General features: G+C 58.0%; 19 protein-coding genes. 9 read left to right on the top strand and 10 right to left on the bottom strand.

The annotated features are described in order from the left end of the window. Together P0D73_RS33650 and P0D73_RS33645 are read left to right on the top strand one after the other, a co-directional pair. A partial coding sequence (locus P0D73_RS33650; protein ID WP_408434828.1) for an SOS response-associated peptidase family protein occupies positions 1-718 on the top strand: 718 nt, incomplete at its 5' end. Between the two features lie 37 nt (positions 719-755). Beyond that, positions 756-1,118 carry a hypothetical protein gene (locus P0D73_RS33645; RefSeq protein WP_408434826.1) on the top strand — a complete coding sequence of 121 codons (363 nt, stop codon included), beginning with the start codon at positions 756-758 and terminating at the stop codon, positions 1,116-1,118. Here P0D73_RS33645 and P0D73_RS33640 read toward each other — a convergent pair. From P0D73_RS33640 to P0D73_RS33630, 3 genes are read right to left on the bottom strand one after another with little or no spacing between them, the layout of a single operon-like run. Beyond that, a complete protein-coding gene (locus tag P0D73_RS33640; RefSeq protein ID WP_408434824.1) occupies positions 1,115-1,738 on the bottom strand; it encodes a plasmid partitioning protein RepB C-terminal domain-containing protein in 624 nt (207 codons plus the stop codon). The two genes, P0D73_RS33645 and P0D73_RS33640, sit on opposite strands and share 4 nt — an antisense overlap. After that, entirely contained in the window at positions 1,738-2,073 is a 336-nt protein-coding gene (locus P0D73_RS33635) for a hypothetical protein (protein WP_408434822.1), read from the bottom strand. The genes P0D73_RS33640 and P0D73_RS33635 overlap by 1 nt, the downstream gene beginning before the upstream one ends. Then, positions 2,073-3,662, bottom strand: coding sequence for a recombinase family protein (locus P0D73_RS33630; protein ID WP_408434820.1), 1,590 nt, complete (start codon positions 3,660-3,662; stop codon positions 2,073-2,075). Before P0D73_RS33630 ends, P0D73_RS33635 begins: the two co-directional genes overlap by 1 nt. Before the next feature lie 301 nt (positions 3,663-3,963). On the opposite strand from P0D73_RS33630, the gene P0D73_RS33625 reads away from it, so the two are divergent. From P0D73_RS33625 to P0D73_RS33590, 7 genes are all read left to right on the top strand, one after another. Further along, positions 3,964-4,236: a hypothetical protein gene (locus P0D73_RS33625; protein ID WP_408434818.1), complete on the top strand. Its 273-nt coding sequence runs from the start codon at positions 3,964-3,966 to the stop codon at positions 4,234-4,236. A gap of 1,224 nt (positions 4,237-5,460) precedes the next feature. Beyond that, positions 5,461-6,450, top strand: coding sequence for a quinone oxidoreductase family protein (locus P0D73_RS33620; RefSeq protein ID WP_408434816.1), 990 nt, complete (start codon positions 5,461-5,463; stop codon positions 6,448-6,450). Between the two features lie 1,483 nt (positions 6,451-7,933). Then, entirely contained in the window at positions 7,934-9,049 is a 1,116-nt protein-coding gene (locus tag P0D73_RS33610; RefSeq protein WP_408434812.1) for a sugar ABC transporter substrate-binding protein, read from the top strand. Between the two features lie 64 nt (positions 9,050-9,113). Continuing rightward, complete coding sequence (locus P0D73_RS33605) at positions 9,114-10,703, top strand: sugar ABC transporter ATP-binding protein (RefSeq protein ID WP_408434810.1); 1,590 nt, start codon at positions 9,114-9,116, stop codon at positions 10,701-10,703. Further along, entirely contained in the window at positions 10,700-11,677 is a 978-nt protein-coding gene (locus P0D73_RS33600) for an ABC transporter permease (RefSeq protein ID WP_408434808.1), read from the top strand. Before P0D73_RS33605 ends, P0D73_RS33600 begins: the two co-directional genes overlap by 4 nt. Further along, entirely contained in the window at positions 11,674-12,645 is a 972-nt protein-coding gene (locus tag P0D73_RS33595) for an ABC transporter permease (RefSeq protein WP_408434806.1), read from the top strand. Before P0D73_RS33600 ends, P0D73_RS33595 begins: the two co-directional genes overlap by 4 nt. 231 nt (positions 12,646-12,876) lie before the next feature. Next, complete coding sequence (locus P0D73_RS33590; protein WP_408434804.1) at positions 12,877-14,013, top strand: porin; 1,137 nt, start codon at positions 12,877-12,879, stop codon at positions 14,011-14,013. Positions 14,014-14,115: 102 nt separating this feature from the next. Here the strand turns inward: P0D73_RS33590 and P0D73_RS33585 are convergent, their stop codons facing one another. The 7 genes from P0D73_RS33585 to P0D73_RS33555 all read right to left on the bottom strand — a co-directional run bounded on the left by P0D73_RS33585 (position 14,116) and on the right by P0D73_RS33555 (position 20,992). Further along, entirely contained in the window at positions 14,116-14,811 is a 696-nt protein-coding gene (locus P0D73_RS33585; RefSeq protein WP_408434802.1) for a glutathione S-transferase family protein, read from the bottom strand. A gap of 280 nt (positions 14,812-15,091) precedes the next feature. Beyond that, positions 15,092-15,496: a heme-binding protein gene (locus P0D73_RS33580; protein WP_408434800.1), complete on the bottom strand. Its 405-nt coding sequence runs from the start codon at positions 15,494-15,496 to the stop codon at positions 15,092-15,094. Between the two features lie 44 nt (positions 15,497-15,540). After that, positions 15,541-16,758, bottom strand: a complete 1,218-nt coding sequence (glcF, locus tag P0D73_RS33575; protein WP_408434798.1) for a glycolate oxidase subunit GlcF — start codon at positions 16,756-16,758, stop codon at positions 15,541-15,543. 15 nt (positions 16,759-16,773) lie between these two features. Continuing rightward, entirely contained in the window at positions 16,774-17,841 is a 1,068-nt protein-coding gene (gene glcE / locus P0D73_RS33570; RefSeq protein WP_408434796.1) for a glycolate oxidase subunit GlcE, read from the bottom strand. Next, the gene (gene glcD, locus P0D73_RS33565) at positions 17,841-19,340 is read right to left on the bottom strand and encodes a glycolate oxidase subunit GlcD (RefSeq protein WP_408434794.1); all 1,500 of its coding nucleotides are present in this window, start codon (positions 19,338-19,340) and stop codon (positions 17,841-17,843) included. Before glcD ends, glcE begins: the two co-directional genes overlap by 1 nt. Before the next feature lie 71 nt (positions 19,341-19,411). Continuing rightward, positions 19,412-20,122, bottom strand: a complete 711-nt coding sequence (locus P0D73_RS33560) for an enoyl-CoA hydratase/isomerase family protein (RefSeq protein ID WP_408434792.1) — start codon at positions 20,120-20,122, stop codon at positions 19,412-19,414. 87 nt (positions 20,123-20,209) lie between these two features. Continuing rightward, positions 20,210-20,992 carry an enoyl-CoA hydratase/isomerase family protein gene (locus P0D73_RS33555; protein ID WP_408434790.1) on the bottom strand — a complete coding sequence of 261 codons (783 nt, stop codon included), beginning with the start codon at positions 20,990-20,992 and terminating at the stop codon, positions 20,210-20,212. Positions 20,993-21,035: the final 43 nt, after the last annotated feature.

The raw sequence follows: 21,035 nt of genomic DNA, 5'->3' as shown, positions 1-21,035 counted from the left end.
TAAGCAGCGTAAGCGGCTAGCGGACGCCGAACGGTCACTGGAGACAAAGGTAACGAAAGCTGCCACCGAAAGTCAGCGAATCGCAACCGACAAAATTGCCTGGACTCGCAGCAAGCTCGATGACATCCAACGCACCGAGCCCAAGGCGCGCGACTCGCGGATTTTTCCCGGTCACTACGCGCCGGTGATGGTTATCGAAGACGGGCAGCGAGTCGTGAAACCGATGCGTTATCAGTGCCGCATTGCCGGCAAACCCGCTTTTTTCGATGCAAAATATCCTGGAACGTACAACGCCAGGAGAGATAGCCTGAAGGGCTTCTGGAAACCGTTGTTCGGGTACACGCACGGCGTGATGCTCGTTGACGTTTTTTACGAGAATGTCAGCAAGGCTAAGATGGAAGGAACATTATCAGAGTCTCATGAGCGAGACGAAAATGTTGTCTTGGAGTTTCGCCCGAGCAATGGCGAACTGATGCATGTCGCCTGCCTTTGGTCCCGATGGTCGGCGCCCGGCGAGCGGGACCTCCTGTCCTTTGCTGCCATTACAGATGAGCCCCCACCGGAAGTTGCGGCCGCCGGCCATGACCGTTGCATTATTCCAATTAAGCCCGAGAATATCGATGCGTGGTTGAACCCAGACGCGTCTGATTTGGCGGCAATGTATGCAATTCTGGATGACCGTGACCGACCCTTCTACGAGCATCGACTGGCTGCGTGAGCACTAATCTATAGTCGACTACTGATTGCGTTAAAGCGTGAAGAATCCACTCAACCTCGACCTACGGGCGCGAGCCGAACTGCTTGCCTATCTTGTTTCGTCGCACCTGCTCGCGAAACAATTGACGGGCGATTGGCTTTCGCTCGACCACGTTGTGGAGTCCACGGCCTTGTGGTTAAACACTAACGGTGGTGGTGCTGACGTTATGCAGCGAGTCATGCTGTCGAGTCGTGCCCTGGAACTAGCCGGACAGTTGGAGATGGCGCCACTGCCCGCTTTTTCGCGACAGACGTTTACCACGCTGTTTTGTGAAAATTTGAGGTTGGACTTCCGTTCGGAAACAGCGCGGACCATCTACCAGCACTGCTTGACCTACCTTGTTGGTACGCGATGGTCTTAACGGGTCTGGATGCCTGCTGTTGGGCGCCTACCTGATTTGCCTTTGCGAGGCACTGCAAGACTAGCAGCCGGCGAGTAAGGAAGCCTCATTGGACGTCCTGGCTCAATTGCAAAGTCTGCCGCCTTCGCCAGGCGGTCGAGCACAATGGCGAACTCCTGATGGTGCGAGTAGAGCCAGGTTGTAACCACTTCGTTCCGCATCCAGCCCCGGACGTAACTGGCTGCAAGCGCCAGATGAAGCAGGTCATCGTCGTAATGCGAGCGCAGCTCAGCCGCTTCGAGTTGCATCTCGACGAGCCCCCGTTCCATCCCGGCCAGTCGGGCTGCGCAATCGGGGTGAGACTGTCGCCCCCGTGCATCATCGACCCTCTCACTTGATGGCGTCGCTGCCAGGAGGGCCCGAGCGAAATCTCCGCAGAGATTGTCGACTGCGACCATAGTCTGGGCAACTGCCACCTGACGCGCCGGGGTCATCCTTGCGAGCGCCGCCACTGTCCGTTTCGGAAGCGCTTGCCCGACGACCAGCGCGAATGCCGCCGCACAAATTTCTGGTGGTCTTTCGCACTCGGCTCGGGCCGTGTTTGAGCGATATATGAACCTCGCAGGTCGAGCTTGTGTCATCAGCGTCGCTCTATGAGTCGTTGATGAAGGAGCTTCGGTATCGAGGTGAACCCCTCGGCGCGTAACAGCGCTACGAAGGCTGGGTCCGAAAGCAGCTCCAGCATGACCTTTGTCGTCAGAGCCATTTCGCCGTGCGTCGCCTGCATATGTCTGATGACAGTCCGCTGGCGCGCACGCTCCAGCATCAGAACGTTTTTGGCTTTTTCCTCAGGTGTGGCTTTTCTGCCGGCACGACGACGTTCAAGTTTGAGGCCTGCTAGTTTTGGTTCGTCATTCTGCCGGCGCAGGTTTGGCTCAATTCCGGAGGGACTAATGTCTGGTCCGCGCGGGCGCATCAGGAGACTCTCCCACTGGATGTCGTGTTTCCTAATGTTTCCAGGGGGACGGTCTCAGCGATGTCAAGCAATGGCATCAGATTTGAATGCTGATAAGCCTTGAAATGTGCCTGGCCGTGCCGGTGGATTACCGTATATGCTCCAGGAACAAGGCTTCCACGCGGGAAAATGTGAAAGTCAAGCAGGTCCGGGCTAGCGCGCTCTATGCGGCCATATATAAGGAAATCGATTGGGAAGCAGTCCGGCCAGCGAGCGACCCAGTAGGGGACGCTGCCACCGATAAGCCACGGACTGCGAACAACAAGCTGGAACCTCAACGAATTATCAACACACATGGTATCTGTGTGCTTCTCGTATCGCACCTCGTGGCCCAGACTTTGCAAAACGTCGACGGTTACATCAGCGACCCGCTTTTCCATGCGACGTTCGACCGAGCGGTTCTCAGAGCGGGCTGGGTCCAGATTCGGCGCGTAACCTATTGCCTTGTATGCTTCGTTGAGGCTTCCGAACTCGCGCATTACCTGTTCGACCGAAGGAGCGCTACGGTAATGCTTTAATGTCGTCTGACTCAGTTTGCCAGCTCTTGCAATGACCTTGTGCAAACCCTCCGCAATCTCTGCTCTCGTCGGTCTGCGCCGGGCTCGCGCAAGTTTCTCCTGGACGATGGCGAACGTGCGTTTCGCAACTACAGGTTCAAACGCTCCCGGGACCCGAATCCAATGCTGTTCCGGGACGCGCTCCCATGGACCAGCCAGCTTGGAAGTCGTCCGGCTGTACACATTGGTGCCGATGTATGCCTCGTTGCGAAGAATCTGCAGAATGTTTTGGCCTTGCCAAGGCCGACCGGACCCATTGCAAATCCCAAAATCATTCAGACGCTTCGCTATGCCAGCACCGGTGACCGATTGCGTCGCGTACCACTCGAAGATTTTGCGGACTGTTGCGGCTTCGCCGTTGGGCTCCGGGGCGATGATGACGCGGTCAGTCTGAACACTCTTGTATTCGTACCTGTCGAGGGAGTGCCGGACGTGGCGGTCTGCGTCTAGAAGGACGCGATGCAATCCGTAGCCGGGTGGGCCGCCCGTATGAAAGCCCCGCTCGACATTGAGGCAGTGCCCTAGGAAAACCTTGCGCGACATCTCCCGACTAAACTCTGCGGCCATCACCCGCTTTAATGCTTTCAACACAGACGTCGCTGGACTGCCATCGTTTTCAAAAGGCTCGGCAACATATACGACGTCGACTCCGGCACGCCGGCATGCATATTCGTAGAATGCGGCTTCGTCAACGTCTTGAAATCTTCCCCACCGGCTGACGTCGTACACAAGCACAGTGGTGAATTTGCGCTTCGGTTTATCAACGTCCAATAGGAGCTGAATCAGCGCCGGACGCTCTCGCAACGTTAAGCCACTTATGCCAGCGTCTTCGTACACACTGACAATGCGGATGTGATGGGAAAGCGCATAGGCTGAGATAGCCCGTCTCTGGAATACGGGGGAATATTCCTGGTGGTCCGTCGACATGCGGATGTACTGCGCGGCACGGACAGGCTCAGGTGGACTTGCTCGTCGACTCCGTGCGGAAGGCATTTGACATGTCCGGTTGCAGCACAGGTCAGTGATAGTGTTTTTGCGGACGAAGTCAAGGGGAGGCGAATCACGGAACCTGCAACGCCGACATCGCAATACATCGACCGCCCGGCAGCGCGTCATTGCGGCGTGTAGAGGCCTTGAGTTACCTCTGGGCACGGAAAGTAGGTCTTTTCGCAGCTTTGCGAATCGTTTCTGCGTTGGATGCGCCGAAGCCTCTCAGGCACTTTGCATTCCAGCGCCAGGTCGCGGAACGCCTCACTTGCGCTAGACTGGCTTGAGCAACCGGAAGGAGACTTGGATGATACGCAAGACGCTCAATGCCTCGCAGCTTCAGCAGGAGGTCAACCGACGAATCCATCGACTGCAGGAAATCGTCGAGGATGGCGTGAAGATTCGTGTGCCGCGGCCGCAGTTGCAAGAGCCTGACAAGACAGGCTGCAACTGGAACATGACCGACTTCGGCAACGCGGTAGGCTTCGAGCGCGACATCGAGGGCGTTCTTAAGGCCGTGCGTGCGGAATACAACCTCAATACCGAAGTGAAAGACACCGGCAACCCGTTTGGGGACTAACTGCGAAAGACATCGATTCGTTGTTCGTTTTTGATGGCGTGGGCCCGAGTGGTGCGCTTACCTCAAATGGTCTACCTTGCGACGCCCCGTCGCAGAGGTTCCTCGCTTTTGAAACTTAAGCTTTCTAGAGCACCGACTGGCCGCATGTCGCTCAAAATTGCCCACAACTGCCGAATGGCCCTTTGGATTCAACCCTACGCGCCATGCTCTGACATTGCCGGCAAGCCGGCCACTGAGCCTCTGCACCAGAACACACGCTTAAGGGGGTAGGCGCAGTCAAAGGCGAGCGGCGAGAAGAGCATTACCGATTGGGACACATGCCAAATACTCGAGCTTGTCGAGGACCGAGCGGAGGTCCACCCCATCAATTCGTTTGCGCACCGGTCAACATCACGTCAATGACATAGCCACCGCACTGCACGCAACAGAGGCCACATGGCAGCTTTGGAATCGTCACCTTGAGGGTCACAATGGCAACCCGCGTTTTTGCCCATGTGAATCGGAAAGATGGGTGCTGAGAATTTAGGCGCGCGGAATAATGAATTCGCTTATCTCTGTTCAAACACCATCCGTCGATTTCGATAAACGAGATATTCGGAAAACTAGAAAAGTGAATTCACCGCAAGTGAACACTGCTATCAGGGTGTTCGGTGGTACTGTTGTTGCCATGTAGTGTGACAGCAAAACGGAAGGAGAAACAGAGGTGCTTGCAAAGACCGAGGAGACTATCCGTCCGCCGTAGCTTGCAGCAAGCTTCAAGTCGGCCATGAGCCGGCTCGCTTCTTCCGTAGCGCTCAGTCACCACCGTCGACGAAAGCGGCCGCCTCCACCGTGCCGCAGTGACCACGTCCTATCTGTGTCAATGAATCCCGATTCCGCGCTGATTTGTGTGAACCGTTCAGCAAGCGCATCGCCGGCGATTCCCATTTACATGGGTGGGCGACATATGCGTCTGTCTGGACGCCAGCGCCGGATTTCACACAACCCGTAATGGCACGGGTACGTCGGATTGCGTTTCGAAGCAGGACGGCAGTAAGACGATGGTCAGCTGACAGGCAAGAAGTCGGCTGGAATTACGGCAACTTCGCCGTGGGTCGCGCATGGCGGTTTCGCCGAAGCGCGAGGACGCTATTAGGAGGCGACAAATGCGGCTGTGTCTGCCCGGCGGTCGCCGCGACACAGTAGCAACTGTTGATTTAATGCGCAAAAACTGGAGAGATGTAAATGAGTTGGGAAGCTGACGAGGTACGAATTCGCGAATTTGGCGGTCCGGAACAGATGCGCCTTGAAAAGGTGACCCTTCGGGACGTTGGGCCGGGCGAAGTTCTGCTGAAGCAGGATGCAATTGGCATCAACTTCGTGGACACCTATCACCGCCGTGGCCTGTTTCCCATTGGCGAACTGCCGCGCGCACTTGGCGTAGAAGCCGCTGGCATTGTCGAAGCCGTCGGCGAGGGCGTTACGCGAGTCCAAATAGGGGACCGTATCAGCTATCCGCGGTCGGTTACGACGGGTTCCTATGCAAGTCGCCGTATCATGCCTGAACGGATGCTTATGCGCCTTCCGGAAGGCATCAGTAATGAGGTCGCAGCAGCTATCAGCCTGCAGGGTATGACGGTTCATATGCTGCTGAAGGGCGTTCGTGAGCTCAAGCCGGGCAACACCATTCTCGTTCATAGCGCTGCGGGTGGTCTTGGTCTGTTGTTGGTGCAGTGGGCGAAGAGCATCGGCGTGCGGGTCATCGGCACCGTCGGCTCGCCTGAAAAGGCGGAGCTGGCAAAGTCCGTAGGCGCAGACGAAACCATCCTCTACAAAGAGGTCGATTTCGCGGAAGCGACAAAAGAGTTGACGAAAGGCGAAGGCGTCGACGTGGTTTACGAAGGCGTCGGCGGTGATACGCTCAAGCGTTCGCTCGCGGTTATCAAGCCGTTCGGTCTTGCGGTCAATCTTGGACAGGTTGGCGGGCCGCTGCCAACACTGGACTTGGCAGACCTCGGCCCATACCAGTCTCTTTCGGTGTGCGTGCCGGGTCTCTCGCCCTATCTGAAGACCTTGCCGGACATTCAGGTGGCAGCGGATGAGCTTTTCGGACAAATCCTGTCTGGTGCTCTGAAGGTGCACATTGGCGCGCAGTTCCCGCTTGCCGCGGCTGCCGATGCTCACCGCCTCATCGAGAGCGGCAAGTCAATGGGTTCTGTCATCCTCGAGGCCTGAGCCCGACGGCCAGTCGCACATTTCGCTTCGCTACAGCAAATGCGGGTCGCCGGTGCGCCGATTGAAGGGCGCATCGGCGGCTGTTCGTGCAGGCTCGTCGTGGTAAGCGGCGCTGTCCCATGCAATCGCTTCAATAGCAGCTACCGGGGGAGACAGCATGACGCTCACTTGTGCTCTCAAAAGAAACCCATTTCCGTCCGCCAGCAGTAGAACCGCACATTGTCTACGACGTTTCAGGATGGGCGTGATTTCAGCGAGAGGGTGGGTCCGGTTACCGGTGCGCCTGAACGAAACAACAAACCCCTGCATTAACGTACGCAAGGTTGGTGTACTGCTGACTGGTGCGCATCAGCACCAAGGTGAAACGAGATGACCTATGTCGCACCAGTCAAAGACATGCTCTTTGTACTCGAAGAGCTGGTTAATATTGCGAACACATCAACGTTGCCGTCCTCATATCCAGCATCTCAGACGTGCTACCTGAAATGTCTGGAATGGAAGCGAACTGGACTGATTGCCAAGGTGCTGTCGGAACTTGACTTCCCTTGAGATTCCCATACAAGGGCAACGCGTCGTAGATGAGCGCGGCAGGCAAGTTCACTCGAACTGGCGGTCCGTTTCAATCGAACTAAATCAGTCGTGTTCGGAAACCGACTTTTCCGAAAGTCGACGTCTGGCTCGACCGCATCCTCATATAGCCGGGCGCCTTTTACGGCCCGGCTGTCTAACATTGTCACAGGTGCGGCCAACCCGACCTTCTTGGTGAGTTTGAGCGGTCCCTTGGGTAACAGGGCGGCTTTTGCTGAAAGCGATTAAACAAAGCGCCGTCATCAGCGCGGAGCGCTGCTAGTCGACGGCTGAAGCCCGACCCGCAAGTGCACGGTACGCTCATCTCATGCCTTGCCGAAAACTCATGGTCAGGGACGCTGCGGCGTGACTTCGAATTCGTCTTGGCTGCGTCAGAGTGACGATAAGAGCGAATGAGACCCGAGTCAATATTCATGCTGCAAGGCTGACCTGACTTGAGGGTAAACGACATCGGGAAGCAGTGAACGTTGCAGGCGGCATTCCACGTCATGAATAAATTGTTTTCGCAAGTCATCTGATTTCACTTTCTCTGAAATCTGTTTTCGGAAGTTTCAGAGAAAGGATTGCCGGTGGCGTCATTTATCCTGTGCTTCACACGGACCAAAAACACTTTGTTCGGCGGCGCTTAACAAAGATTTTCTGAGACGAAGTGAGCAATCGGGACGGGTGTTTTCATTGGAGTATGCAATCTTTTGTAGTTCGGTATCCGAAATAAAATAGTCTGGATTCTGTAAGCCTGGCTTGCGAAGCAAACAGTATCGCCCAGTGAGGTCAAGAGGTACGTCAGTGCTAGTAGGAAGGGCGGTTGGCCTTCAGCGGGGCTGCCCGAACCGAAAAAACAGATGCGGCCAAAAGAGCTTGCGCTGTGCGGTTTGAGAAAATATTGGAGACAAAGATGAAGCGTGCAACGAAAGGTGACATCCCTTTGGCAGCAGCAGTTGTACTGGCGGTGGCATCGCTGGGGACGTCACTGTCATCGGCGGCAGCGGACACGTATATGCCTGCGTGTTACAAGCCTGCGCCGGGCGTGACAACCACGATTAAGTACCCGGCGCGCCCGGGTCCGTACAGGGTAGCATTGGTCAACGGCTATACCGGCATCCCGTGGCGTACCCAGATGATTCAGGAAAGTCGTGCGTGGGCTGCACGGCCGGAGAACGCGCGCAACATCAAGGAGTTGAAGGTTGTCAGCACCGGTGCCGATGTTGCAGCACAAATCGCCGCCATCGACAACTTCATCGAGGCCGGCTATGACGTGATTGCCTTTGACGCCGTCAACCCCAAGGCATTCGATGCTGTCATCCGCCGTGCGAAGAAGGCGGGAACAGTCCTGGTTTCGTTTGATAACCCGGTCGACAACTCAGACATCCTGCAGATTACCCCGGAATGGACCCGCTTCGAGACCATCCGTACACAGGTCATTCTCGACCAGATGCCGGTCAAGAAGGGCAGACTTCTCGAAGTCCGGGGGCCGGCCGGCAACGCTGCTGACCGCGACCTGCATGCTGGAATGCAAAAGGTCCTCAGCAATTACAAGGACATTCAGGTAACCGAGGTCGTTGGCAACTGGGATACCGGAACGGTCCAGAAGGTGGTTTCCGATGCAATCGCAGTCAACGGAAATTTCGACGCGGTAACGTGCCAGTATGGTTGCCAGGGCGTTACGCGTGCACTTCAGGCCGCGCGCAGTCCTGCAATTCCCGTTGGGGGCGACGCCGCCAACGGCTTCGTGAAGGCGCTTGCTGCACAGAAGCTGCCAGGTGTCGCGGTGTCGACATCCCCTGGGCAGGGTCCTGTTGCCCTGCAGGCGGCGGTGGCTCTCATGCAAGGGAAGACTTTCCCGACCCGGGCGTACCTGCCGATTCCGTATGTCCTGACGAAGGACATGAAGCCTGACGTCAATTATTTCCCCAATCTCCCGGACACGTACGAAACGGTCGCAAGCTACGTGGACTGCGGCATCTCTTTCACGCCACAGGAAGTCAACAAATTCCTGGCTGACAACAACTGAGCGTTGAGCTGCGGATGTCGCGTTCGATGCGGCATCCATCAATTGATGTCACGAAGAGAGACACATGGTGAATGCATATGATGTGGTTGATGGCTTTCTGCGCCTGGACGGCGTAACGAAGCGCTATGGCGGCACGACCGCCTTGAAGGACATCTCGTTTAGCGCAGCGCAAGGTTTAATTCATGCAATCCTCGGCGAGAACGGTGCGGGTAAAAGCACCTTGATGAAAATTCTCGCGGGCGTTGTGAAGCCCGACAGCGGAACCATCACACTGGGCGGGTCGCCCTTGAATATGTCAACACCCTCCGAGGCTTTGGAGAATGGGATTGTCTGCATATTTCAGGAGTTGTCGCTCGTACCGCATCTAACGGTGGCCGAAAACATTTGCGTCAGAAAACCGCCGCGCCGCTTCGGCATGGTCGACAGCGCAAGCCAGAATGCCGACGCCGCCAGAGTGCTGGCGGATATGGGGTTCGAGGGGGAGTTCAATCTCTCGGAGCGCTGCTCTGACCTCCCGCTTTCCAAGCGGCAAATCGTCGAAATTGCAAAGGCAATCATTCAGCGCCCCCGCGTGCTGATTCTGGATGAGGCGACATCCGCCCTCGCCGCAGGTGATGTCAACAAAATCCTGAATCTGCTGAGACGTTTGCGCGAAGACGGCGTTTGCGTGCTCTTCATCTCACACCGTATGCACGAAATCGACGCGCTGGCGGACATGTGCTCCGTATTTCGGAGCGGTGAGCGTGTAGCGAGCTTCCCCGCCGGCACGCGCTCACACGAAGACATCGTCAAGCTCATGATTGGTCGTCCAATCGCGCAGGTCTATCCACCGAAACCAGAGGTGGCGTCGGCACAACCTCCTTACCTGCGGTTAGCTGGGTTGAACTGGAACAACGTGCTCAAAGGGATAGACCTGCAGGTTCGGCCAGGTGAGATTGTTGGGCTTGGCGGTCTCGATGGGCAAGGGCAGCGTGAACTGCTGCTGGCGCTGAGCGGGGTTCTTGCAAACGTGGAAGGCGAAATCCATGTAGGCGACAGACTGGGTGTGCCCGCAAGTCCGAAGGCAGGCAAAGGACAGGACTTCCAGCTCGCCTTTGTTCCGGAAGAACGAAAGACTGAGGGTCTTTTCATCCGGCGCTCGGTGGCGGACAACCTGAGCGTCGCCGCGCTAAGCCGGTTCACCCGGCGCGGCGCCATCGAGGACAAGGCTGAAAAGTCGATGGTCCTGGAGTTGGTCAACGCACTGCAAATCAAGGCGCCAGACCTGTCGTTGCCAGTCGCAACGCTTTCGGGAGGAAACCAGCAGAAGGTCCTTTTGGCAAAGTGGCTTGCGACCAAACCGAGATTGCTGCTGTTGATGGACCCAACCCGCGGCGTCGATGTTGGCACCAGGCAGGAGATATATCGACTCTTTCGCGACCTTGCGGAGAAGGGCATGGCCATTCTTCTCTACTCGAGCGATTACGACGAACTGATTGGGCTGTGCGACAGGGTAGCCGTCATGTACGACGGAAAAGTTCGCTCGGTCCTTTCCGGCGCGAGCCTGAATGAGCAGCAGATTCTGATGGATTCGATGAATCTGGCCAGTGCAGGCTCCACGCAGGGTCCTGCGTCTGTGTCACAGGATGTACAACTCGGGAGTTATGCGCGATGAAAACGTCGTTGTCTCTGTTCTGGCGGTACCAGTCGCGCTATCTGATGGCGGCTGCTGTCCTCGTCGCACTGCTGCTTCTCTTCCTTTGCATCCATCCGCGAGGCGCCTCGGTGAACGTGTTCACCGCATGGGCCAATCAGGGTGTGGGCCTTGCTCTCGTAGCGGTTGGGCAAACAATTGTTGTGCTGGCCGGTGGCATCGACATCTCAATCGGCTCCATCATGGCACTGTGCAACAGCGTAACCTCGGAGCTGGTTCAAGGCAGTCCGGCGCAAGTTGCTGCAGGCACTACTGCCGTGCTTGCAATTGGCGCATTGTGTGGCCTCGTCAACGGGATGATTATCGTGTTTGGCCGCATCCAGCCCATCGTCGCGACCCTTGGTACAAGTGCTGCGTACACGGGCGTGGCACTCCTTGTGCGGCCGGCGCCAGGTGGGAGCGTATCCGAGGGCCTAAGCGATGCATTGACGGGGGCTTTTGCAGACTGGTTCCCAACCTCGCTTCTCTACCTGTTGGTCCTCGTGCTTCTTCTCTGGCTACCGGTCAAGCGTTCGCTGACAGGAAGAGCAATCCTGGCTGTCGGTTCGGCTGAAACATCCGCATTCATGTCGGGGCTTCCAGTCGCGAGAGCCAAGGTCGCGGCGTACACGCTTGCCGGCATGTTCGCCGCAACGGGCGGACTATTCCTCGCACTTCAGACCCTCAGCGGCGACGCAACGACGGGCATGCCTTACACGCTTAATTCGGTAGCTGCGGTCGTGTTAGGCGGAACCGCGCTGAGTGGAGGTACGGGGAGCGTGCTGGCCTCCATCGCCGGTGCCTTTATCCTGCGCACGATTGGAAGTCTGATGTTCTTCCTGGGTCTTCCCCCATCCGCACAACCGCTCTTCGATGGTCTTGTTCTCGTGGGCGCGGTGGTGGTCGGCGCGCTGGGACTGGTCGGAATTCGCAACCGGTTGGAGGTGTTTCAATGAACCAGCGCATTTTCCCGCGCGTCTCCATGGACACATCAACCCGGGCACTCCTCATCGTGCTCGCGATACTGATTGCGGTCGGCGGAATGGTGCACGACCAGTTTCTGTCTCCTCGTTATCTGTTGCTGCAACTTCAGAGCGGCGCGCTGCTCGGTATCATTGCCGCCGGTGCAATGCTGGTCATTCTTGTAGGCCATATCGACCTGTCGGTCCCATGGACCTTGAGTGTCTCAGCCATCGTATCGACGGCGGTGATGCAGGCTGGCGCTGGTAGCACATGGGCGGAACTGAGTCCGCTGGCTGGGCTACTCGCAGGTGCGGCCATCGGTGTCCTGAACGGCTTCGGGGTCGCTTACCTGCGCATTCCGTCGCTGATATGGACGCTCGCCATAAACGCGATATTGCTTGGCGCCAGTGCGTTCTACGCGGGCAATGCAGTGGTTGCGAGCCAACCATCACATTTGATGACGGTGCTGGGAAGCGGCAAGCTCTTCAATCTCGTCCCTAATTCAGTTTTGCTTTGGGTTTTCTTCTCGGCCGGCCTCATGTGGCTTCTGCGCCGTACCGTGATTGGCCGATACCTCTATCTGGTGGGGGCCAGGGAAAAAGCTGCTTATCTCTCCGGCATTGACACACGGATGGTTGTCATGGGTGCCTTCGTCTTGTCCGGTCTTTGCAGCGCGATAGCGGGGATGCTTCTCGCAGGATACTCGGGACAGGCATATCAGAGAATGGGTGACCCGTATCTACTGCCCGGTATCGCAGCGGTGGTTGTCGGGGGTACGAGTATTCTCGGCGGGAGGGGCTCTTATGGCGGCACCATTGCCGGTGTTCTGGTCATTACCCTGATTAGCAGCATGCTCTCACTGATGCACGTCCCGGAAGCCATCAAGCAGATTTGCTACGGCATTTTGATTGTAGGCATGGTCTGTCTCTACAGCGTTCGTCAAACCACCGCGACTGCCTGACACCTTACAACGTTGCCGGCAGGTTTGATGCCGGCAACTCCCTTGAGTTGTTCCGCGGGAAGCCAGAAGCAGCAGTATTTTTCGAAATACAAATAGGAATACGAAATAATTAATTGAGGCGAGTGAAGGGAAGTCGCCGATTTAGTGGGTGCTGGCAGAAAAACGTAAAAATTATGGCGGGCTGAAACGAAAGCTTGCTGCTCAAATCTATCAATGAGGTTGGAGGCAGACGTGAAGAAGGCATTTTTTGCAGGCGCATCGTGTCTTTTTATGGCATCACAATCGTTCGCTCAAAGCAGTGTTGCTCTGTACGGAATTATCGACGAGGGCTTCCAGTACACGAGCAATACAGGCGGAAAAAGTTCATATCGGCTGGCGGATGGGTCCATGGCGGGAGACCGGTGGGGGCTGCTGGGAAGCGAAGACCTGGGTGGTGGCTGGCGCGCGGTCTTCCGACTTGAGAACGGGTTCAACCTGAATTCAGGGACGCTGGGCAACGCCGGACGGATGTTCGGCCGTCAGGCATATGTTGGCGTCGCAAGCAAAACGCTAGGTACGTTGACGTTTGGCCGACAGTACGACTCGTTTGTCGACTTCATCGCACCATTGACGTCGACGGGCGGATACGCTGGCTGGGCATTCACGCATCCATTCGACAACGACAATGCGGTCGACACTTTCAGGGTCAACAATTCCATCAAGTACACGAGTACCAACCTCAACGGACTGACGTTTGGCGGCCTGTACGGCATGAGCAATCAGACGGGTGGTTTTGCCAACAATCGTGCCTACAGCCTTGGGGCTACGTACTCCGCAGCGGCCTTAACGGTGGCGGCTGCTTATATGCGCATTGACAATCCCGGCCAGAACGCCAGCGGTGCTCTCGCGAGCGACGATACGAACTTCACCGCGCACAAGCAGCAGGTATGGGGTGGCGCCCTCAAGTACGTATGGGCTTCGGCCAGCTTCGGGCTAATCTACACGCACACCTCGCTTGACCAGCCGACCAGTTCTATTTACGCCGGGAATTTCATTGTTGTCCCTGGTTCTTTGAAGTTCGACAACATTGAAGCAAACGTGCTGTACCAGTTCACGCCTGCATTGTCGGCGCTGTTGATGTACACCTATACCAACGGAACTTTCAAAGCTTCCCAGGGAACGTCAAAGCCGCACTGGCACGAGGCGGGTGTGATGGTCGACTATTATCTTTCGAAGCGAACCGATATCTACGCTCTCGCGGTCTATCAACGCGTAGCTGGCGGCCTGACGGGGACCTTCCTCGACAACGCGAACATCACCGGCGGTGCGGGGCCATCCAGCGGACGAAATCAGACCTTCGCTCGCATCGGGCTGAAGCATACGTTCTGACCGGAGCATTTCAGGCAAGTGCCAACCGCTCCGACGCTTCCGCGAGGAAGTGTCGGTAGGGCGACACGCGATGCCTTATTTAGGTGTTGAGCCCCTAAATCGTTAATCCCCGGTGTTCACCAGCTTAAGCGCCTCGGCCGCGAGCTCGTCGGCGTCTTCCGCCTTCCCCGTAATTTTCTCCCAAGCCGACGGATTCGGTACAAGGACGCCGCGCTGTACAGCTGGGCGAGCCTCAACCATCGCAAGCCAGCGTTGCAAGTTGGGGAACTCGTCGACTCCAACGCCACCCCAATCGTGAATACGTACCCACGGGAAGGTCGCGATGTCGGCGATGGAATACGGCCCGGCGATGAAGTCCCGGGTTGCCAACTGGCCCTCTAACACGCCGAACAACCGCTTGGCTTCTGAGTGGTAGCGTTTGATAGCAGGCTCAATTTTCTCGGGGAAGTAGCGGTAGAACACATTTGCCTGCCCCATCATCGGCCCGATGCCAGTCATCTGAAACATTAGCCGCTGGATGATGTGAATCCGTTCTTCACTGGTGTTGCCGAATAGCTTGCCGGTTTTCTCGGCCAGATGGATAAGAATGGCCCCGGACTCGAAAATCGTCAGGTCATTGCATTCAGAGTCGACGATGACAGGAATACGTCCATTCGGATTCAGCCTGAGAAAGTCTGGCAGTTTCTGCTTACCCGTCAGGATGCTGACCGGATGGACGTTGTAGGGAAGTTCAAACTCCTCAAGGGCTATGTAGACCTTCCAGCCGTTGGGCGTATCGGATGTGTAAAGTTCAATCATGGCAATGCCTGGCTATTTTCGGGTAAGCGGGGCTCTAAAGCCTGTATGCCGATTCCTAGGGTGGCCGACTTGTAGTCGGCCGACCGGGGTGGCAACTGGAGGAAGTATGGGAGGGGACGGGGCCGGAATAAAGACAGCTGGAGGAGATTCACTGTCGAACACCCGGTGCTAATGCGCGAGGGGTGGAGGAACCGCTCAGGCCGGCGGTGTTCCACGCCTGGCCGGTTTGAACACTCTCGTCAGGAGCTGGCCAGTCAAAGAGGCTTGAGCGGACTGAACGTCATCCGGAAATCGCCCCGGCGCCTGCCTTGGCAACCTGGGCATCCTGCGCGGCCTGCACGCCCGAGACCCCGACTGCGCCCACAACTTGGCCGTCGACGACGACCGGCACGCCACCTTCCAGGGTGCCAGACAGCGGTGCGCTCAGGAATGCTGTGCGTCCACCGTTAATCATGTCTTCATAAACTTTCGACTCCCGACGGCCCAACGCGGCTGTGCGTGCCTTTTCGGTGGCAATGTAGCCGCCAATCGGCGAGCACCCATCAAGCCGAAGCAACGCAAGCGGATGGCCGCCATCGTCGACGACGGCGATGGCAACCTTCCAGTCGTTCCGCTCAGCCTCGGCGCGAGCTGCCTCAAGAATATGCTTGACCTCGGCAATGGTCAGTACGGATTTTGTGAGCATGAGAGTGTTCCTGATAAGGGAGCGGGAGTCTGTGTGCAAACGACTTACGGAAGCGCCTCTTCGACGAGCTCAATCCAGTGCTTGACCGGACGTGCGGAGCCACTCTGAAGATGGACCTGACAGCCGATGTTTGCAGTCACAATCTGGTCGGGGTTGCCGCTTCCAAGCGCTTTCAACTTGTTGTCGCGAAGCGTGGTCGCGAGTTCAGGCTGGGTTATGGAATAGGTTCCTGCGGAGCCGCAGCACAGATGCGAGTCCGGGACGGCAGTGGTCGTGAATCCGAGGCGCTGTAGTATTGCCTCGGCTGACCCATCCAGTTTCTGGGCGTGCTGGAGTGTGCACGGGCAATGAAAGGCCACGCGCTTATCAGTTGCCGCGCGTAGCCGTTCGAGAGGCTCACCCCCCAGAACCTCAACGAGGTCCCGCGTCAGTTCGCTGATGCGTTGCGCCTTGGCCCGATACAACGGGTCGTCGCGCAGGAGATGACCGTATTCCTTGACGAAGGCGCCGCACCCGCTCGCCGTCATGACGATTGCCTCCGCGCCGGCCTGAATCGCTGGCCACCAGGCGTCGATGTTCCTGCGCGCCCGTGCAAGCCCGGCTTCCTGTGCGTTCAGGTGATAGTCCGTCGCGCCGCAGCAGCCTGCCTGTGGTGCCGCGGTTACACTGATGCCCAGTCTGTCCATTACGCGCGCTGCGGCAGCGTTGGTGTTGGGTGACAGGGTAGGTTGAACACAGCCTTCGAGCATCAGGACCTTACGCGCGTGCTTCGAATGGGGGCGTTCCTTCGCGGCATCAATTCGTTCCGGAATTTTCGCCTGCATCGCCGCCGGCAACAGCCCGCGCGTCAGGCGTCCGACGCCGAGCAGTGTCCGGAACAGCATTGGTCGTGGAATGACGTGCCGCAGCCCAGCGCGCAACGCGCGCTCACCCAGTGGTCGGCTGACGCGACGTTCGACTTCCGCGCGGCCCACATCGAGTAACGCGTGATAGTTCACGCCCGACGGACACGTTGTCTCGCAGTTGCGGCAGGTGAGGCATCGGTCCAGATGGCTCTGTGTCTTGCGGGTGACTTCCTCGCCTTCGAGCAGTTGCTTGATAAGGTAGATGCGCCCGCGCGGCCCGTCGAGTTCGTTGCCAAGTACCTGATAGGTTGGGCAGGTGGCATTGCAAAAACCGCAGTGAACGCAGGAGCGCAGAATCGACGCCGCTTCTTCTGCACGCGGCAGAGCCTGTGCGGCTGCACTAAGATTGGTCTGCATCAGGTCGTCTGTCCTTCAGAGTGCCGCGTACATACGCGCCGGATTGAAGATGCCGCGTGGGTCGAGCTGTCGCTTGATGCGCTGATGGAGGCGTAACATGGCCTCGGGCATTGGATGGAATGGCTCAACGTCTGCCCGCTGCGAGAACAAGGTCGCATGTCCGCCGAGCTGCTCGGCATCAGCGCGAATGACGGCGGCTGGTGCATCACTCTTCAACCAGCGCTGGGCGGCGCCCCAGTCAAGCAGCACGGAACCTGGAAGAGGGGTGAGCGGGGCGGTTTGCGGTACCGAAATCCGCCAGAGCGAGCGGCGGTCAGCAAAAAAGGGCAATTGCTGGTCGCGTAGTTCATCCCAGAATGCAGGCTCGAGGTCTTCTCCGCCAATCTCCCGCACGGCATTCGCAACAAGTCCGTTGCCGCCTTCCACCCGGACGTGCAGCCAGCTGTCCAGATGACTCGCACCTGTCACTGGCAGCCCAGCATCGCGCCATGCACGCAGCTTCTTTGGGACTTCAATAGCGGGGAGTTCGAGCAGCAGGCTTCGAGTGGCGCGAGGCTTCGGAAGCACCTTCATCGAGACTTCCGTCACGAGACCCAGACAACCGAAACTGCCGACGATGAGTCTCGAGACGTCATAGCCGGCCACGTTCTTCATCACCTCGCCGCCAAATCGAAGATGTTTCGCCTCTCCGGTGATGACGCGGCATCCGAGCACAAAATCGCGCGTCGCGCCGGCATAGGGTCGCCGGGGGCCGGACAGTCCAGTGGCGACCATGCCGCCGACCGTAGCCTTGCCGGCGAAAGAAGGGGGCTCCCACGGCAGCATTTGTCCATTTTCCGCCAGCAAGGCGTCGAGTTCGGCGACGGAGGTGCCGGCGCGGGCTGTGACGACCAGCTCTGTCGGGTCGTAGCTCACAATGCCGCGGTGCGTGCACGTATTGATGTCGATACCATCGACTACGCGACCGGGAAACGGTTTGCTATTGCCGCCACGAATTCGAAGTGTTTTGCCGGTGCCTGCGGCCCAGGCAACTTCAGCGAGCAAACGCCGGCTGTCATCGAAGGAGCTATTATCGGGGTGCATCAGAATCGCTCCAGCTCTGGAAAAGGCACGGCGCCATGGTGAACGTGCATCGAGCCGAATTCGGCACAGCGATGCAGCGTAGGAATGTTCTTGCCGGGATTAAGAAGGCCACCGGAGTCGAACGCCGCCTTGATGGCGTGAAAAAGGGATAGCTCATCCGAATTGAACTGCGCACACATCTGGTTGATTTTCTCGCGACCAACTCCGTGCTCGCCAGTGATACTGCCGCCGACGGTTACGCAAAGCTCGAGGATGCGCGCGCCCAGCGCTTCAGCCAGGTCCATTTCCCCTGGCGTATTGGCATCGAAAAGAATGAGTGGATGCATGTTGCCGTCGCCAGCGTGAAAAACGTTGGCCACGCGCAAACCGTGCTCGACCGAGAGGTCTTCGATGCCCTTGAGCACGCGGGGCAACTCCCGGCGCGGAATGGTGCCGTCCATACAGTAGTAGTCGGGCGAGATGCGACCGACTGCCGGGAACGCATTTTTTCGGCCGGCCCAGAAACGCTGACGTTCAGCTTCGCTCCCTGCGAGCCTCACGTCGGTTGCGCCCACTTTCCGCAACAACGCATCGACCATTGCCCAATCTTCTTCGACATCGCTCTCTGCGCCGTCGAGTTCGCACAGAAGGATGGCCTGCGCATCGACCGGGTAGCCGGCGTGAATGAAGTCTTCAGCTGCGCGAATGGCGAGGTTGTCCATCATCTCAAGGCCGCCGGGGATAACGCCTGCCCCGATGATTTCGGCGACCGCAGCGCCGGCCTTGCCGATATCGTCAAACGAAGCCAGCAAAACCTTCGCGCTTTTTGGCTTGACCAGAAGTTTGACGGTCACTTCCACGACGATGCCCAGCATGCCTTCCGAGCCGGTCATGAGGGCCAGCAGGTCGAACCCCGGCGAGTCGAGCGCATCCGAGCCGAAGGTGAGCTGTTCGCCTTCTATCGTGAGCACCTTGAGCTTTTGGATGTTGTGCACGGTCAGCCCATACTTCAGGCAGTGCACGCCTCCGGCGTTCTCGGCTACGTTGCCACCGATTGAACAGGCTATCTGCGACGACGGGTCCGGCGCATAGTACAGACCGAAGGGTGCGGCCGCCTGGGAGATGGCAAGGTTACGCAACCCGGGCTGAACACATGCTGTGCAGGCCTCAACGTCAACATCAAGGATGCGATTGAGCCTGGCCATCACGAGGAGAATGCCCTTCTCAAGCGGTAGTGCTCCTCCCGACAGGCCGGTGCCGGCGCCGCGCGCGACAATTGGGATGCTGCGCTCGTGAGCGAAGCGCAGTATTGCCTGCATCTGCTCGACGCGTTCGGGAAGCACGACCATCATCGGAGTCGTTCGATAAGCAGAGAGGCCATCGCATTCGTAAGGGCGCAGGTCCTCCAGCTCATGCAGAATATCCAAATCGGGCAGCAGAGAGTGAAGCTCCGCGACGGCCCGCGTCTTGTCATAAGACGCCAGCGCGCCGTCGACTCTTTCGTCGTATTGATAGGACATCGGTATGTTCAATTCCAGGGCGAGAATTTGGCGAAGCGCGTGTTGCGCCTCAGTTCGATGCGTTCACTATTTCAGCGAGCGGCCGCCTTGCCCATCATTTCCGCGGCAAAATCCCGCTCGATGTCGTACGCGGTCCACAGAGAGTTTTCATCCTGATGGTTCATCACCGACCTGATTTGCTGACCAAGGGGATTCGCAAGGTTTTTACTGATATCGAGAGCCATCGCGATTGCCCGGTCGAGCACCGCCTGCGCATCCGCGGCGAGTTCCTGAACAAACCCCAGGTCGAACGCGCGTTGTCCACTGATGGGCGAGCCGAGTAGGGTCATCGCCCGAGCCACGCCATGCGGGAGGTGCTCCTTCACCATCGCGTAGCCACCGTAGGCTCCAACCTTGACCTCCGGAAGCGCCAGGCGCGTGTCGGCCGTCGAGAGGCGGATGTCGCATGCGCCGGCCAGAATCATTCCGCTGCCCATGACCGCACCATGTAGGGCCGCAATGGAAGGAAGAGGGCTCGAGACAATCGCCTTCATCGCGTCGCGGACCATACCAATGCCGCGCATCGTCTCAGCGCAGGTAATGTTCTCGAACTCCCGAACGTCATTGCCTCCACAGAAATGCTTTTGCGGCAAGCCACTGAAGACGAGCGCTGTGGCCCCCTGTTTTTTTGCACTCGCGATGACGCCAGGCAGTTCACCCCAGGCTGCGAAGGACATTGCATTGACTGGGGGAGCGTCGAGGTGAATTACGGCGATGCCGTTAGCGAGTCCGAGTCGAAACATGGCGGGAGTCCTTGAGCATACTGATTGCTGGGAGCTTGACGCGGCTGCCCAGCCTAGCTGGCCGGGCAGCGTAGCGTTAGCTTGGTCTTAGTCCTTGCCGAAAACCGGCTTGCGCTTCTCGGCGAAGGCCTCGATAGCTTCGGCGTGGTCGGCGCTGAGGTTCGTGAGGCACTCGTAAGCGACGCCGGCATCCATGTGTCCGTGGGCGAGCTGACGCAACGGGATGGTGTAGCCCGCCTTCGTCCACCGAATCGCCTTGGTCGCGCCCTTGCGCAGCTTGGCGACGATACTGTCCACCTTGGCATCCAGTTCGGCAGCCGGAACCACGTGGCCGATTGCGCCGAGACGCTGCGCCTCTGCGGCGCTCAGCAGGTCACCGGTAAGCAGAAGTTCGCGGGCCTTGCCGAAGCCAATAATCTGCGGCCACAGGAAGCCGCCGCCGTCGGCCGCGTTCAGGCCGACGCGCACGTGCGGGTCACCGATACGTGCGGTGTCGTCAGCGACCGTGATGTCGCAGAGGAGTGCGAGCGTGGCGCCGAGGCCAACGGCGTCGCCGTTGATGCGACCGACGATGGGGATTTCGCAATCGAGCATCGCGTAGACGATGCGCTTGGCTTCCCATGTGACGATTTCGAAGCTTTCCGGGTCACGCACAGCCGCGCGCATCCACTCGATATCGCCGCCGGCACAAAATGCGCGACCAGCACCCGTCAGCACGATGGCCGACAGGTCCCGCCGGGCACCAAGGTCAATGAAGATTTTGGACAGGTCGGTGTGCAGGTCGGCGTTGACTGCATTCAAGGCGTCTGGGCGGTTAATGGTGACATAGGCAACGCGGTCGCGAACTTCGAGCAACAATGCTTCAGACATGGCAATTCCTTTCTACAGTGACAAATCGACTTTCGGGTCGGGT

The organism is Paraburkholderia sp. RL18-101-BIB-B, assembly GCF_046026985.1.
Lineage (GTDB): Bacteria > Pseudomonadota > Gammaproteobacteria > Burkholderiales > Burkholderiaceae > Paraburkholderia.
This window is presented reverse-complemented; position numbering and strand designations above follow the sequence as displayed.

Excerpts from the sequence above, each read along its gene's own strand:
- P0D73_RS33640 (WP_408434824.1), bottom strand. The coding sequence starts at position 1,738 with ATGACACAAGCTCGACCTGCGAGGTTCATATATCGCTCAAACACGGCC.
- P0D73_RS33635 (WP_408434822.1), bottom strand. The coding sequence starts at position 2,073 with ATGCGCCCGCGCGGACCAGACATTAGTCCCTCCGGAATTGAGCCAAAC.
- P0D73_RS33630 (WP_408434820.1), bottom strand. The coding sequence starts at position 3,662 with ATGCCTTCCGCACGGAGTCGACGAGCAAGTCCACCTGAGCCTGTCCGT.
- P0D73_RS33625 (WP_408434818.1), top strand. The coding sequence starts at position 3,964 with ATGATACGCAAGACGCTCAATGCCTCGCAGCTTCAGCAGGAGGTCAAC.
- P0D73_RS33620 (WP_408434816.1), top strand. The coding sequence starts at position 5,461 with ATGAGTTGGGAAGCTGACGAGGTACGAATTCGCGAATTTGGCGGTCCG.
- P0D73_RS33610 (WP_408434812.1), top strand. The coding sequence starts at position 7,934 with ATGAAGCGTGCAACGAAAGGTGACATCCCTTTGGCAGCAGCAGTTGTA.
- P0D73_RS33605 (WP_408434810.1), top strand. The coding sequence starts at position 9,114 with ATGGTGAATGCATATGATGTGGTTGATGGCTTTCTGCGCCTGGACGGC.
- P0D73_RS33600 (WP_408434808.1), top strand. The coding sequence starts at position 10,700 with ATGAAAACGTCGTTGTCTCTGTTCTGGCGGTACCAGTCGCGCTATCTG.
- P0D73_RS33595 (WP_408434806.1), top strand. The coding sequence starts at position 11,674 with ATGAACCAGCGCATTTTCCCGCGCGTCTCCATGGACACATCAACCCGG.
- P0D73_RS33585 (WP_408434802.1), bottom strand. The coding sequence starts at position 14,811 with ATGATTGAACTTTACACATCCGATACGCCCAACGGCTGGAAGGTCTAC.
- P0D73_RS33580 (WP_408434800.1), bottom strand. The coding sequence starts at position 15,496 with ATGCTCACAAAATCCGTACTGACCATTGCCGAGGTCAAGCATATTCTT.
- glcF (WP_408434798.1), bottom strand. The coding sequence starts at position 16,758 with ATGCAGACCAATCTTAGTGCAGCCGCACAGGCTCTGCCGCGTGCAGAA.
- glcE (WP_408434796.1), bottom strand. The coding sequence starts at position 17,841 with ATGCACCCCGATAATAGCTCCTTCGATGACAGCCGGCGTTTGCTCGCT.
- glcD (WP_408434794.1), bottom strand. The coding sequence starts at position 19,340 with ATGTCCTATCAATACGACGAAAGAGTCGACGGCGCGCTGGCGTCTTAT.
- P0D73_RS33560 (WP_408434792.1), bottom strand. The coding sequence starts at position 20,122 with ATGTTTCGACTCGGACTCGCTAACGGCATCGCCGTAATTCACCTCGAC.
- P0D73_RS33555 (WP_408434790.1), bottom strand. The coding sequence starts at position 20,992 with ATGTCTGAAGCATTGTTGCTCGAAGTTCGCGACCGCGTTGCCTATGTC.